A 15,199-nucleotide genomic window follows, 5' to 3' on the forward strand; every position below is an offset into this window, starting at 1 on the left:
TGTATTCTAATACCTATTAGATGCGGCCAACCTCATTAACAGCTTTTTGCAAACTTTGATCATAAAATTGAACGACCTTCTGATTCGCTTCATAAGCGCGCATCGCAGCCATCAGATCTATTGCAGCCTGGGACACATCAACGTTGGAGCGTTCCATAAAACCCTGGCGCACCTCTACACGCTCGCCTGCTCCGAGCGCTTCCGCCACTTGTTCCTCATCCGCAAAGCGGAAGTTGCCATTGCCCTCGCGAATCAGCTCATTCGGATTATCAATGCGGGAAATCAGCATCTCTACGCCGATATCGTTGCCGGCTTGGTCAATAAATCTTCTGTCTTCGGTAAGCGTAAGCTGATCGATCGTCGTATTGGCAGGCAGCTGTATAGGCTGCCGGTTAGCGCCTAGTACCCGATAGCCGTCGCTGCTAAGCAAAAAGCCATCCTCCGAAACAGAAAATTTGCCTCCACGCGTATAGCGGATCTCGTCATTAGGTCCTTGTACCGTAAAAAAAGCTTGCGGCTGATAAGCTATCTCTCCGTCCTCAGTCACAGCTTTTCCTGAAGCATCAAAAGTTAGACCTGCCACCTCTATATTCGAAATAATAGCAAAGTCAGCAAACCGGTTCGTCTGAACCAAATCTCCCTGACGATGCGTAGTAACGCCTTCCTCCGCAAACACGCCGCTGTTCCAGCGTCCAATCTCTGTTCTTGGCATGCCATTTTCTCTAGTTGCAGAAAGCAGCATTTCTGGAAAAGAGCGCGTTACCGCATCCACTTGCTTGTAGCCAGGTGTATTAATATTGGCGATATTATTCGTTACTGTATCATGCCTGCGCTGTTGGGCAATGAGGCCCGATGCGGCGCTGTATAAACCTCTTAGCATGCTGTCTACCTCCTAAGCGTCTCTTGCACAAACACTTTCCTGCGCGTCTTGCTTCTATGTATTTGCAAAGCAAACATCTTGGCAAAGCTTTTATCTGCAACAAGCATTATCTTTTCTATATTATCGGATTTCTGCTTGCGTTGCTGAATAGCTCGTCCATGCGACCAGAGACTTATTTCTGCTTCGGCACGTCCCCCTAAGACGTCCTACCTGTAAAAATAAGCGCTCATCCGCAAGCTATTTCTTAAGCTTATCCAGATGATCAAGCAGGATTCCGGTACCCTTCACCACACAATGCATCGGGTCCTCCGCTATAAGAACGGGAACCTTCAGCTGATCCGCGAGCAATGTATCAAGACCGCCCAGCAGCGCGCCGCCGCCTGTAAGAATTACACCGCGATCGATAATATCCGCCGACAATTCCGGCGGTGTCTGCTCCAATACAGACTTGGCTGCCGAAACGATTGACATCACCGGATCCCAAAGCGCTTCGCGCACTTCATTCGTATATATTGTAACGGTAAGCGGCAAGCCGGTCACCATATCGCGGCCTCGGATATCCATATCGTCATTGCTGCCATCATTATAAACAGAGCCGATCTTAATCTTAATATCCTCGCTTGTTCTTTCGCCGATTAGCAGCTTGTACTTATCTTTAATATATTTCATAATCGCCATGTCAAACTTGTCGCCTGCAATCTTGATGGATGAGGCGGTCACGATATCGCCCATGGAAAGAACTGCGACATCAGTCGTACCGCCTCCAATATCAATAACCATGTTGCCGCTAGGCTGAAAAATATCCATTCCAGCCCCTATCGCGGCAGCCTTTGGCTCATCCTCCAAAAATACATCCTTAGCCCCGCTTTTTTCAGCAGCCTCGCGAATTGACTTTTGCTCTACGGAAGTGATATTGGCTGGTGTGCAAATTAGAATGCGCGGCCTGCTAAGCCATTTGCGGCCTTCGACACGATCGATAAATGCTTTTAACATAATTTCAGTAATCTCAAAATCAGCGATAACTCCGTCGCGCAGCGGCCTGATTGCCACAATATTGCCCGGCGTTCTGCCTACCATGCGATGCGCGTCGCTGCCTACGGCAAGCACGTTCTTCGAATCGCTTTCAATAGCTACAACGGAAGGCTCATCCAGAACTATGCCCTTCCCTCTGACATGAATAGAAACATTGGCCGTACCAAGGTCAATCCCAATATCCTTGCTTAGCATAAGGCTTAAGTCCTCCAACGAATAGTAATAACCTAATTAATATTCGCCAAAATAGACAAAAAACCTGCATGCATTTTCCTATTTTGCATAATATTTTTTAAAATATAGGAAAGTATAAGTTTTCACTTTATTCCTGTTCCTATATTTCATCGGTAAACGCGCCCGCCTTTCCAAAGGAAGGCGAAATCGTTTATCCTTGATTATTTTTTACTAGCCGTTAGGACCTCCCGCTGCTTTTTTGCATTTGTTTTCTTATACTTAATTTTGGTCGCTTCTCCCCCCCTCAAATGACGTATCGACTTATGGTATTCGAGAATGTGCTTCACCTGATCGGCCAGCTCTGGATTGATTTCTGGCAGCCTCTCAGTCAAATCCTTATGCACCGTGCTTTTGGACACGCCGAATTCCTTGGCGATCGTTCGTACCGTTTGTCTAGTCTCCACGATACAACGTCCTATTTTATTCGTTCGTTCCTTGATGTAGTCATGCACGTTCCCGCCTCCCTACTCGAGATAGTTTGGTACATTATATGAGTGGGGCGAGTATATATTCGTTGTGTCCAAGCCTGACAAGCCCGAATGTACAACATTTTTATAAAATGCCAAAAAGGCAGAGTCGCTTCACTCTGCCCAAAGGCCTTCATTTTCCTTGCTATTGCTGGATTTTTTGCCGCTTGCAGCTCTGCCGCTCGCAGCAAAAGTTTTCAACCATTATTTTTGAATGTACTGGCTCGGATTAATATTTTCTCCGTTCAGCCGTGCTTCAAAGTGCAAATGTACGCCAAGATCTTTTTCCAGCTCATTGCGTCCTGCTTTTGCAATAACTGTTCCCTGCTTCACTTCCGTACCAAGCTCAACCTGAACGTTATCCAAGCTTTGATAAACTGTTACCAGGCCATTGCCGTGGCTGATTTCAATAATGGATCCATTCGTAGGATGCTTCTGCACATGAGTGACTTTTCCTGACATAGCTGCCATTACATCAAAGCTTTGTCCATTCGGATCGACAAGGTCAATCCCCATATGCGGCATAAAGGTCGTGTCCACTTGAATAAGAGCCGCTTCCTTCTCAGCCGCAGTTGCGTTAGTGTCGTAGAATGGTGTGTCCACTTGAAGCGCCATTATATTGGCTACTGGCCACTCCATCATCTCACCGCCGACCGCAATATCCTCCGGATCTGGGTCTGTGTTTCCTTCCACCGTCTTCGAAGGTTCGCCTTCTTGCGAAACACCAGCTGGATTGGACGGCAAGGAGGTTTTCTCGGATGGGTCCGTTCCCTGATAGATCCACATTAAGGTTACAATAATTGCTGCCGCGGCCATGAAGATCGCTGGAGATACCCAACGCTTGGCAAATAGTCTCTTCCATCCACTGCTAGATTTGACGGCAGACGCTGCTCCCACTGCTTTTTTGGGAGTTTCTTCAGGTCTTTGACTTGTCTTATTTTTGTTTTGGTCATTCATTCTCTATCACCTCACTACCCATTGTTGCCACATCTATCAGGTTTATACGTGAGGTAAACTATTTTTTTAAGAGCTTTGCGCAATTGAAAGTTTCGAAGCTTGTTCTATCTCAACATCACTATAATAGTAGTGTATAATTTGAGCGGCGCTCTTTCCTTCCAAAGCCATTCCATTAGCGCCCCACTGGCTCATTCCGACTCCATGACCATAGCCCTGTGTGTAAAATACGATCTCTTTCTTTCCTATCTTCCAAGTAAATTCAGAGGACGCCAGCTCCAGCTTTTCTCTTACTTCCCGCCCGCTAAACTTTACCCCGTTAATAGTCATAGTTTTTATCCGCTTGCCTTCTGACTTTTCTATTACTTTCATCGTGAGCTTCTTGCCCGCTTCCTTCCCTTTCAAGCCGAGCCTCTTATACAGCTCTTCTCTCGTAAAAGTGAACTGCTGCTCGAATCTGGGTGACAGCTGTTCATCCCATGGACTGGCTACACTGCGCAGATACGGAAGATTGCTGCCCCAATAGTCCTCCGCATTTTCAGTATATCCATTGCTCGTAGAGAAAAAACTTGCCTCAATTGCCGCCCCTTTATAAGTGACCACCTCGCCTCTAGTCTGATCGACCGCCAGCTGCAGCTTCTCCAAATTTCTCTTCTTTGTCTCGCCCTCCCAACGCTGTTCAAGCTCCTTTTTGGAAACATAGACCTGATGACGAATTGTATCCATCACGTCCGCGCCCAGCTTCTCCATTTGCTCATCTCTTCCCAGCTCCAGCCTTCGTATCGCATACGTTCTTGCTGCAATTGCCTGCGCCTTCAGCGCCTCTATTTCAAAATCGATAGGCATTTCGCCTGCTAGCACGCCTAGCACATAGGTTTCAAGCGGAACCGACTCTACTTTTTTCTCCTTTGTCAAATAAACCTGAATGGTCAAATCCGTTTTATCTTGCCATCTATGATTTGCTTCAGCATTTTCTTGATCCTGCTTAGTACCAGTGTCCGTACCGCCGCCTGCTTGTTCAGAACTGCTGCTTGCTTGAGGCTTTTGGCTGGCAGCTGGCTTCTGCCCCCAGGATGTGCCGGTGTTAGCTTTGTCAGTGCCGGTCGTCTCACTTGAGCCAGTACGCTCCTCTTTTATTATCTGATTGCTTGCTTCCGGCCGCTCCATGCTGACGCGATGCAGCTTGCCATCTTGCAGCTCGTACATATAAGCTTCACTTTGCTGCTCCTCATTCTGCTGACTGTACTGCATCTTAGAGGCAGACAGCAGCTCCTTGCTCGGATCACTTTTAAGTTGATAGGCTGCAAATAGGACTATTGATCCCATAAAACCTGTTAAGAACAACAGCCACCAAGACCGAACCTTTCTGCCTCCCCAACGGTTTGTTCTTCTAGCGCCGACTCTCATGCTTTCCCCTTTCAGCCTACATAAGATTACGTTGCCTAGTTTTCCCTTTCGTCAGTAAACGTGCTCGTCCAAAGGACAGCGATCGTCGTTTATTCTTGTTACTAGATACTAATACCTGATGCTTGCTTCCTCTTAAATCGCTTTATGGTTTATACTATGTGCAAAAATAATAGGATAGAACCTGGGGCCATGCTTTGCCGTTCTAATAAACTCTTATATTTCATGAGAAAACGGCCTCTGAGCCTATTTATTAAAAGTTATTAATTTTATAATTTGTAACGAGGCTGATGAAGGTGTCGATTCATTGTGGATAGGGCAACAAGCAATCGAAAGAGATGTTACTACGATCACATTGCTAATCATTAGTTGCCCACAATTAATCGATATCCTCTGGCGCTATTTGCGATAATTTAAGGTGTTGATTCGTTGTGGGCAACGGCGGCTGGTCGCTCGAACAGGATCAGCAGTATTCTTTTCAATTACTCGCTGTTTTATTCCCATTGGCTCGACACTCTCTCTAGCTGGTCAGTGGTTCCGTTATTGTGTCCAAAATCGCAGTTTTGAGGAAGCAAAGTGACAGAGGTTCCGTTATTGATCAACAAATTGCAGATAAAAACACGTTTAGAGCTATATAGCGGAATGTGTGACCGCGAAACTAGAAAAACGGCGTTTTTAAGGCAAATAGCGGAACGTGTGACCATATCGATTGATTGAAAGCAACAACCGCCCAGTATTCCTTTCAATTGTTTATTACCTTATCGTCGATATCGCATCGAAAGCCGAATAGGCCAGCCGAATACAAAAGAAGAAGCCCTGCAGCACAATGCCGCAGAGCTTCTTTTCATGCTATTGCCATGCTATATTGTAGAGTCTGTAAATTAGAGCGGCAGCTTCCGCTCTTGTAGATAATGCTTGCGGCTTTAATTGCCGCTTATCGTCACCTTTAACGATCCCCATTTGTACTAATGCAGAAATATGAGGACTCGCATAACCAGCCACAAGACTGTAATCCGTATACTTATCCAATAAAAGCGTCTCATCTGCTTTTTCCTGTAATAGATTTGCAGCCTGCAGCGCGCGCGACATAATAACAAACATCTCTTCTCTCGTAATAACTCCGCGCGGATCAAAGCTATTATTTCCTTTGCCGGCTATTATTCCAAGCTGCTTCGCTATCGCAATATCTTCATAATAATAGTCAGTCTGCTTAACATCCGCAAAGGCATCGGCTGCAGCGCCGGTTAGTTGAAGCGCTCTTACAATTAATCGAACAAAATCTGCTCTCTTTATAGCTGCTTCCGGGGCGAAATGTTCCTCTGACATTCCATTAATGATGCCTTTGGAAGCCATCACCTCTATATCCCGCTTCGCCCATGGCGTCTGCTGCAAATCGGCGAACGTTTTGGGAGCAAATATAAGCTTAAATATACCGACCCGTACTGCTGTAAACGAAACCTCACCACTAATCGGATCATATCTTCCACTTGCTACAGCTGTAGTTTTACCATTTTCATCCACATGTTTAATCGCTAGTAGCTCCGGATTGTCAATCTCTTTCCCTTCCAGCATATAGGTGGCGTGCAGCTCATAAGGCGCCATCAGGCCGAAGCTGTCTATCGGCTCGCCATTATGAAGCAAACGCAGCTCCCAGATCTTTTTATTAGGGTCAGCTGAAACAGCTATTGTAAGCAAATCCGATTGCTGCCAATGTGTATTGTTTAGCAAGCGGCTAGGAAGCCTTAGCGTCGCAAGCTCAGATGCCAGTACAATATCGCGTGACTGCTCCTGACCTGCCAATACCCAGCCTGGCAATGTTACCTCATAGCCGCTTTCATCCCCAGCTGCCTTCAACTGAAACACTACAAACTGTGTGCCCGCTTGGGATTCCGCTCCTTCAATCGCTTGTCTCAGCTGCTGTTCACTGACGCTGGCAATTAGCCTACCATTATCGCTCTTGGCGACCAATTCAATTGTAGAACCGTTCACTTTGTTCTCTGGCAAAGTAATCCCGCTATTGCCGCCTGCTCCAGGATAAGTTCCTGGCGCAATAAATTGCAAGAAGCTACCTCTAATAATAGACCCGTCTGCAGCCCGTTGATAAGGCAGACTCGGTATTAAACTCGCAAAATGGCGGTCCTCCAATATCGTCCCCACCTTATTTTTAGAAACCTCTCCATCAAACAAGTAATTATTGTAAGCTTGCAGGGAAGCCGGGTAATTATCCTTGGCTGCACTGCTGTTCTGATAGGAAATAAAGCCGTCGATCGTAAAGTCAGTCGCAATGCCGCTGTAGGTTGTAAAGCTCAGGTTGCCGCCTTTATTATCAAAAGCAATATTGTTGACAGCAATTACGCCTGGATTGCTGTTGCTTGTAAAGCCGTATGCGCCATTGCCGAAGGCGATGCTATTAATAATTTTATGCGGCACATGAATGCCTTCTCCGCCAAGCTTGAAGCCATTCTTATCGCCAGCGCCTGTAACGCCGCTTGTTAAAAATCCGTTGTTGTATGCAATGCTGTCCTCAATCAATACAGCCCCTATAGCTCCCGTGCCTGCCTTCGTATACAAATCCCAGCCGTCGTCAATATTGTTATGAGCGATGCAGCCCCTAAACACATTGCCAACGCCGGAGGTTAATTTGGCGGCAAAGCCGTCTGCATTATTGTCGGAAGGATCACGATTGTCAAAGGACGTACTGTTTAAGATCAGGTTATGGGACGGCCACTTTGAGCGGTCGTTTTCTGTACTGTCAGTACGGCTGATTTGCAGCCCTGTATCGCCATTTTCATAGAAGCGGCTGCTTTCCACTATGTTATAGCTTCCTCCGATTGTAAATCCTTTTGTATTTCCAGCTGAACGGGTTACGTCCAGCCCCTTGATATGCCAGTAGCTGCCGCTTAGCACGACTCCCTCTGATTTTTTATCGAAATCTAAAATAGGAACAGCACCCGTATCGGCAACAAGATACTTCAGCTTGCCCAGCTTGCCGTCATTATATTTGGCTATTTCTAGCTTGCTGCTGCGCACATATCGGCCGTCAAGCATAATGATCCGCTGGCCCGCCTGGACAAATGCAATAGCCGTATCCAAATCAATAGGCTGTTCACGCGTCCCCGCTTCTGAGCTTATTCCCTCTGGGGAGACGTAGATATCCCCGGTAAAGCTTTTTACTCGCACCGTAAAATTAGTGACTATTTTATTGTAAGACGTCAAATATTGGCTATCATCAGGCAAAAATACAATACTGAAATTTGTATGTCCAGTTGACGCCAACTGAGCAGGTATTCTCGTCTCTTGATCTTTTTGTACCGCAATTTCATCTGCAATAGATATTTGCCCCTGCTTCACCGATATGGAACCATTGACATTCGCTTTCACAATCAGTTCATAACTCGTGTCAGCTGTTTTGTCCAGGGATACGACCTGAACCTGCGGCTCAATTGCAGCTGGAGGCGGCAGGCGACGAGGCTCATCCGTATCGGCGGCGCTTATTTTTAACTGTACATTGCTCACTTCAATCGTTGCTAATCGGGCTGCATAGAATCCGACATACATCCGATTATTTTGAACACTCAAAATATCCGGTTCAAACAGCAGCTGCTCCGGCTCGTCATTAATACGCCCGATAAATCCGCTGTTTGTTTTAGCCAGCGTCAAGCGATACGGCTGGGCTGGAACTGTGTTGCCCGGAGCCGGCCGCTCGTTGCGCAGCATAATTGACTTGATCCCTTCACTGCCTGCTCCATCCGGAGAAGCTACCCCTGTTCTGGCAAATAGCTGCGTGCCGTTCGGATTGGTTGTCGAGCCGCTGAATCCGCCGACTGCCGCGATATTCGAAGCAAACACACTGGAATTGCCTGCTGCGCCTATAGCATCGCGCGCCATTAGGCCAAAGGACTCTTGTCCGTCATGATTTGGCTTGGCATATTCAATAACTTTAATATCCGCGCTTAATTCAAAGTTGTCTGCAATAGCATCGAGCTCCGTGTAGTAAAAGGAGATGCCATCATGATCCCCTGTTATTTTGCCTGCGCTCCCGCCCAAGGCTTCCAGTCGGATTGTTCCATCCTCCAGTACAGTAACCTTGTTATTAGTTGTAGAGGTCGATTGTCCAAATCGAATAGTGCCCCACTCTTGCTCAGCTTCTTCGCGTACCGTTACCGGCAAGGAAACCGTCGCAAGTTCGGTATTTACTGGAATGATGGAGATTACGTATGTCCCGGCTTGAGTGGAATCAAACTGGGAAGCATCGATTGTATATTGGGAGCTGTCCAACAATTCGGTGTCACCGTTGTCGTAAACTTCCGATACTAATAGTCCAGAGTTAGAGAAGGGCTCGCCAACCGAGTACGTCGTATGCGGGTATTGCGTAATTGCAATAGCTTGCAGCTTCCTCTCCCTAACTTCGATTTGAAGCTTAAGCTCCTTGTCCTTATAAGTGATTGTAATTTCTTTCATTCCCGCAGTTGAGCTGTCTAAAAATGAGACGGTATATTCGCCGTTCATGAGGCGTACCTCAGATCCGTCATTATACTGTGCAGTTAAGATGATGCCTGTCAGATCAAGCTCATCCCCTAGGTAATAAAGCTTTTTCACCGGTTCTTGCTTCAGCACCAGCTCTGTCAATAATGAAGATTTCACTTCGATAGCAAAAGATGCCGTTATTTCAGGCATATCATTCGCTTCTACTAATACCGTATAGCTGCCCGCCTCTAGCAATTTATAGCTGGAATCTGCGACCGTACCATTTATAAGTAACTTGTAATCGGCTTTCTCCAGCTCAGCTGTTTGACCATTATTGTAAGCAGCAGTAATGACCAGTCCATCTGGATCGAAAAAATCACCGATATAATAAACCGTTTTGGCAGGATAATATTTCACTTGAAGCTCAGTTATAGAAAGCGGGACAATCGATAAAGCCAGCGACGCACTCTGCCCTCCATAATGGATCTGAATCGAGTTGGTTCCTTCAATGCAGCTATTAAAGCCCGTCACCACATATTGATCCTCTGTAAGACTTACACGCGTTCCATCCTCATAAACGGCCGTTACCTGGAGGCCTTCTGTTTGCAGCGCTTCACCGACCAAATATGTTTTTTTCATATTTTCCGCATTAACTTCGAGGGAAGCCGCTTTATTGCTATCTATAGTAAGGCTATAATCTGAAAATTGAATGCTCGCATCTCTTGCCACAAAAAAACCTGCGTGAATCGAGCTGCCCCACATATCTGATGCTGTAAATACCGAACGCTCCCCGTTAATCGAGGCAATATACAGCTCGCCTGACTTTTTCAAGCTAATTTGATAAACCTCATTCGCCCCTGGCTTATTAGCCTGGCTATATGGCATCCCTTTAGTAAGCACACCATTATTTTGATAAAAAGCCTTCATGTCCGTGTCCAATGCTCCAACAGCAACATAATTCGAAGATTGCTTCGTGGAATCACCATGCTCGCCAACTTCGCTGCGCAGCATGAAGCCGAACGACTTTTGATTAGGCGTGCTTATCGAGCTTTGACTATTAAAATGAACCACCTTTGCAGTTGCTGCTAACTCAAAGTCCTCCTCAGCCGGCAGCTGCTGAAAGTAGAACGATAAGCCTTCGTCGCCCTGTGCTATTTTTCCTCCAGACGCCTCAAGCTTGATTGCTCCATCCTCTTGAAGCTCGGGCTCCGGATTACGGGAAGCGGCCGTGTTCGAACCAAACGCACGAAAGACCCACGCCGTATTTTCCGCTTCTAATGCAGCTAGCATTGCCGCGCCTTTTACAGAGTTATCTTCTTCAGGTGCACCTGTTGTGGAGGCTTCCTCTTTCGGCTCTTCCGCTGCGGATACTTCTTGCGATCCCCCTTCTAAAGACCCTTCTAAAGACACCCCTTCAACTGTCCCCGCAATGGATGCATCCTCATCTAATGCCCCCGCTGCCACTTTTTCCAGTGCCCCAGTTGCAGATGCTTCATTCTCCAACGCTTCATATATAGGCATAGCTTGTACAGGCGCCACAATAGCTGCAAAAAGCACAACCACCACTAACCATGCCGCGATCACGCGCACCCGTGACTTATGTAATCTGCTCCAGTTGAAAAAATGCTTCATATACTGTTCTTTGCTTTGTGACTGAATATGATAGGCTGGTTGATTGTTATGCATGTACTGACTGTTGACTGCCGGTTTTGTATGCTCAGATGGAATACTGCTTATTAGACCATGTTCATTCATAGCTGTCCTGGAACTTTGCCATTTTTCATGTTCAGACAACGTAGTACTCGTTAGCGGACCCGCTTTACTGTGTTGCATCTTATCCACTCCTCCTTCTTCTTGTCACTTGTATTGGCTTTCCACCTCCAATTAAAGCGCTTACAATTGATAAATTCAATAATCATTAGCCCATATGTTGCTGAAGCCTTGTAGCCATCGGCTTTAATAGCTATACAGCGTCAGATCAGTTGTCGCGCATGTACTCTAATGACACTTCGTCATCAAGCCGATTATTTCTTGTTACCGCCCGCGATCTGGCATAATTCAACGAAGCGCAGTAGGAAGTTGATTAATTGTGGATAGGGCAATAGTAATCGAAAGGGAAGTTACTACTTAGCGAAAATGAGCTGGTTTAGAAATGTAACGAAGCACAGATGCGCTATTTGGCAAAAATCAGCTATTTTAAAAATGTAACGTAGATCTGTTGCGCTATGTGTGAACTTTCCACTCATTTTGGCACTGTTAGGGGCAAATAAGATCGAATATATTCGTTAGATTTTCAAAAGGAGCTTTTAGGCGAAATAACGCTCTCACGATTCGTTAGAAATCAAGAGAAGAGAGCTTGGGTTGAGTTTGTGTGAATAAATGCTGTAGCTTTTGTAGTGGCTTCTGATTATACCTATCATACTGTTGGGCTAGCACATAAAAAAACAAATCAGTAGTTGGCTGATCTACTAATATAAAAAAGCCTTGCAGCAGCAAGGCTAAACTTTAAATCTTCATTAATAACTAAATATAATTACAGGAATACTTCCTTGCCCGTACGCGAGGATTCATAGATCGCCATAATAACAGCCACCGCTTTACGCGCTTCAGCACCGCTAACGAGCGGCTCTTTATCCTCTATAATGCAGTCGATCAAATCGTCCAGCAGAATGATATGGCCTGCATGCGCAACTTTGGAAGGATCCGCGCCCGGGTTGCCGGCATCGCTTTGCGAAGCAGGCTTTTCAAGCTCGCCATCTATCGCTTCCCACGTTTTAATGCCTTCGTCGCCAAATATAATAGAGCCCTTCTCACCATGCAGCTCAAATCTGGTTTCTTGAGCAGGATAGACTGAGGTTGTTCCTTGAATAACGCCAAATGCGCCATTGGCATATTTTAAAACGATTACTGCAGTATCTTCTACTTCAATATCACGTACCAATGCAGCAGTATGAGCGAATACAGACACGATATCTCCCATCATCCATTGAACAAGGTCAATGCCGTGAATGCCTTGGTTCATAAGAGCTCCACCGCCATCATGCTCCCATGTTCCGCGCCAGCCGGCACTCTGATAGTACTCAGGACTACGATAATACTTCAGGTAAGCGTCGCCCAGCACCATACGGCCCAGCTTGCCGTCACGGATCGCCTGTCTTGCCGCAATTGCCTCCGGCATCGTTCTGCGCTGATATACACAGCCCAGCTTCACCTTATTGCGATCCGCAGCTTCAATAATGTTGTCGATTTTCTCAAGTCTAATATCCAGCGGCTTCTCGCACAAAATATGCTTCCCAGCATTGGCGCATGCAATCGCAGCTGCCTCATGCATACCGCTTGGCAAGCAAATATGAACGATATCTAATTCCTCCAGCTGCAGCATTTCGTCCAGGGATGTAAATACATGAGGCGCGCCGTAGGTCTCGGCAAACTGCTTGCCCTTTTCCAAATCGGTATCGCAAACTGCATAAATTTCAGCTCTTGAAACTTCTTGAATCGCTAACGCATGAATTTTCGAAATAACACCTGCACCCAAAATACCGCATTTCATCGTTTTGCTCACTCGAGTCACCCCATTATAATTTTAAAATAGCTGCAATAAAGAACTGTATGCCGACTACCTTGTACAACCCAGCCCCAATAACCTCAGGCTGCTGAATAAGTATACAAGGGAGAGTAGACAAGTGCCCGTGGTAACTAACTACATTTTATGCATCTAGATTCATCTTTTTTTTTTCAAAAAAACGATTCTAAGTGGATTTCATGTATCTAGTCCACCTAAAGCTTAACGGTTTGACCCGTCTTTCTGCTCTCGTTGGCCGCTTCGATAAAGCGGATAATTTGCAGCGTTTCAGCCTGATCGATATCTGCTTTTCCTGTTTGGAAAAGAACCATAATTTTTTCCAGCATGCTGGCATAATAAGGCTTTGCATGTGCGTACACATCCACAAACTGGCTGCCTTTATCTCTATGCACAACTGCGCCGAACTGATGATTTGCTTTGCGGTTGCCGCGAATGGTGCCGATACGTCCGTCAGCCCATGTACCGACAATGAGATCATGGTCCTCATTCGTGACAGAGCGTACTTCCACACAGCCTGTGCCCAAAGCGCGGAACAGCATTTCTACGGTATGAATGCCATACCAGAACAAGCCAGGCTGTGTTTCCTGCATTGCGAGCGGGCCATAGCAATCGATGCCGAAAATGTCGCCATGCTGATCATCGGCAAGAACCGCTTGCAAACCCTCTGCATAGCGAAGCGACGAACAGCTCATAATCGGGATATTGTTCTCGTTCGCCAAACGGAATATTTCCTCCGCATCGCTGTAGCTCACTGCCATTGGCTTATCGATAAATACCGGCTTGCCATACTGAACAATGCGCTTGAACAACTCAAGATGCACTCTGCCGTCTACAGATTCCAGCAAAACAACATCACTTTGCTCTGCCACTGCCTCTGGCGAGTCCACGATTTGCACATCATACTTCTCCTTAAGCTCCTTCGTGAAGTTCTCCACTCTGCTGTAGCTTAATTCAAAGTCAGCCGAACCGCCCGGATAAGCAACAATTACTTTTCCTCCAGGCACATGGTAAGTATTGTCCTTATTATTCAGAAGATCCGAAAAAGCTGTTACATGTGAGGTATCCAGTCCTATCATGCCAATTTTCAAAGCTTGGTCGCTCATATACGTACACCTTCCTTTATGTTAATAATTTCGATTTGCTCATCTGCTTCAATCGTAGCCAGCGTCGCAGCAAGAATATCCTCACTGCTTAACAGGAATTGCTCTCCTCTTATCCGGTTAATAAAATCTCCGCTAATAGAGGCTGACGTTTCTGTAAGCTCCACCTTAGCCGGCTCTTCAGAATTAGTCGTACATAGGAAGAGTGATTCTTTCTCTACAAAAGGATCTCCTGCAAGGCGCAGCTCTGCAAAGCCTTCCGTGCCTGTTACGCAAATACGGCCGTCTCCCCAAGTCCAGCTTTTGCCCGGCGTATACCAATCGGCATACAGCTGCGCCGTAACTCCGCCCTCCATAACGACCTGTACACTGACTGTGTCATAGAAACCAGGATGTTCAGGAAGCAGACGCTTGGTCATATTCCCCTGCGTTTTCACGATTTCTGTATCCGTAAACCAGCGCAGCAAATCATAATCATGAATAAGCAAATCGATTAAAATGCCACCGCATTGCTCTTTTGAAAAAAACCAAGACGGGCGCTTGTCAGGATTCAGCAAATGAGGCTTGCGCATGCTTATAGTGACAATATCCCCAAGCAAGCCCTGATCGATCTTGTGCTTCAGCGTGTAAATCGCAGGGTGGAATCTCTCGGTAAGCAGCATGCCGACTTCAATTTTCCCTCTTTCAATTACTGCCTTCAGCCGTTCAAAATCGCGGCGATTGGTCACAGCAGGCTTGTCGATCATAATAGGCTTGCCCGCGCGCTCGCAGCGCTCTACAATATCAATTTTTTCATTGTTGATCGCAGCGCTGCCAACAATATCGGCTTCCTGAATCAGCTGCTCAGCATCGTCAATTATCGGAATATTATATTTCTCCGACATCGCTGCTGCGAGCTCATGATTGCGCGGCTCGTAAATGCCTATGCCCTCATGTCCAAGCTGCTGCATTTCCTCCATAAAAATTGAAATATGCCCGTGTTCGCAGCCAATAATTGCAAATTTCAGTTTCTCCATCGTATAGCCCCTCTCCTGCTTTTTGCTAGAAATACTAGGAAAGTATAGTTTTAAACTTATAC

At 46.2% G+C, this 15,199-nt stretch carries 9 protein-coding genes; all 9 read right to left on the reverse strand.

The genetic code is table 11. The features are described from left to right. Positions 1-16: 16 nt before the first annotated feature. The gene (locus tag V1L65_RS03780) at positions 17-880 is read right to left on the reverse strand and encodes a flagellar hook-basal body protein (protein WP_331697732.1); all 864 of its coding nucleotides are present in this window, start codon (positions 878-880) and stop codon (positions 17-19) included. 237 nt (positions 881-1,117) lie between these two features. Beyond that, on the reverse strand, positions 1,118-2,107 hold the full coding sequence (gene mreB, locus V1L65_RS03785) for a rod shape-determining protein MreB (RefSeq protein WP_331697733.1): 990 nt from the start codon (positions 2,105-2,107) through the stop codon (positions 1,118-1,120). 200 nt (positions 2,108-2,307) lie between these two features. Beyond that, on the reverse strand, positions 2,308-2,598 hold the full coding sequence (spoIIID, locus tag V1L65_RS03790) for a sporulation transcriptional regulator SpoIIID (protein ID WP_331697734.1): 291 nt from the start codon (positions 2,596-2,598) through the stop codon (positions 2,308-2,310). Positions 2,599-2,817: 219 nt separating this feature from the next. Further along, positions 2,818-3,570 (reverse strand): M23 family metallopeptidase, encoded by a 753-nt coding sequence (locus tag V1L65_RS03795; RefSeq protein ID WP_331697735.1) that lies wholly within the window; start codon positions 3,568-3,570, stop codon positions 2,818-2,820. A 66-nt stretch (positions 3,571-3,636) separates the two neighbouring features. After that, on the reverse strand, positions 3,637-4,893 hold the full coding sequence (gene spoIID / locus V1L65_RS03800) for a stage II sporulation protein D (RefSeq protein ID WP_331697736.1): 1,257 nt from the start codon (positions 4,891-4,893) through the stop codon (positions 3,637-3,639). A 927-nt stretch (positions 4,894-5,820) separates the two neighbouring features. Beyond that, a complete protein-coding gene (locus tag V1L65_RS03805) occupies positions 5,821-11,271 on the reverse strand; it encodes a bacterial Ig-like domain-containing protein (RefSeq protein WP_331697737.1) in 5,451 nt (1,816 codons plus the stop codon). A 700-nt stretch (positions 11,272-11,971) separates the two neighbouring features. Continuing rightward, the gene (locus tag V1L65_RS03810) at positions 11,972-13,000 is read right to left on the reverse strand and encodes a Gfo/Idh/MocA family protein (RefSeq protein WP_331697738.1); all 1,029 of its coding nucleotides are present in this window, start codon (positions 12,998-13,000) and stop codon (positions 11,972-11,974) included. Positions 13,001-13,215: 215 nt separating this feature from the next. After that, positions 13,216-14,124: a Gfo/Idh/MocA family protein gene (locus tag V1L65_RS03815; protein ID WP_331697739.1), complete on the reverse strand. Its 909-nt coding sequence runs from the start codon at positions 14,122-14,124 to the stop codon at positions 13,216-13,218. After that, the gene (locus V1L65_RS03820; protein WP_331697740.1) at positions 14,121-15,137 is read right to left on the reverse strand and encodes a Gfo/Idh/MocA family protein; all 1,017 of its coding nucleotides are present in this window, start codon (positions 15,135-15,137) and stop codon (positions 14,121-14,123) included. The genes V1L65_RS03815 and V1L65_RS03820 overlap by 4 nt, the downstream gene beginning before the upstream one ends. Positions 15,138-15,199: the final 62 nt, after the last annotated feature.

Source organism: Paenibacillus sp. IITD108 (genome assembly GCF_036541265.1).
In the GTDB taxonomy this organism is placed as follows: domain Bacteria; phylum Bacillota; class Bacilli; order Paenibacillales; family Paenibacillaceae; genus Pristimantibacillus.

Excerpts from the sequence above, each read along its gene's own strand:
- V1L65_RS03780 (WP_331697732.1), bottom strand. The coding sequence starts at position 880 with ATGCTAAGAGGTTTATACAGCGCCGCATCGGGCCTCATTGCCCAACAG.
- mreB (WP_331697733.1), bottom strand. The coding sequence starts at position 2,107 with ATGCTAAGCAAGGATATTGGGATTGACCTTGGTACGGCCAATGTTTCT.
- V1L65_RS03795 (WP_331697735.1), bottom strand. The coding sequence starts at position 3,570 with ATGAATGACCAAAACAAAAATAAGACAAGTCAAAGACCTGAAGAAACT.
- spoIID (WP_331697736.1), bottom strand. The coding sequence starts at position 4,893 with ATGGGATCAATAGTCCTATTTGCAGCCTATCAACTTAAAAGTGATCCG.
- V1L65_RS03805 (WP_331697737.1), bottom strand. The coding sequence starts at position 11,271 with ATGCAACACAGTAAAGCGGGTCCGCTAACGAGTACTACGTTGTCTGAA.
- V1L65_RS03815 (WP_331697739.1), bottom strand. The coding sequence starts at position 14,124 with ATGAGCGACCAAGCTTTGAAAATTGGCATGATAGGACTGGATACCTCA.
- V1L65_RS03820 (WP_331697740.1), bottom strand. The coding sequence starts at position 15,137 with ATGGAGAAACTGAAATTTGCAATTATTGGCTGCGAACACGGGCATATT.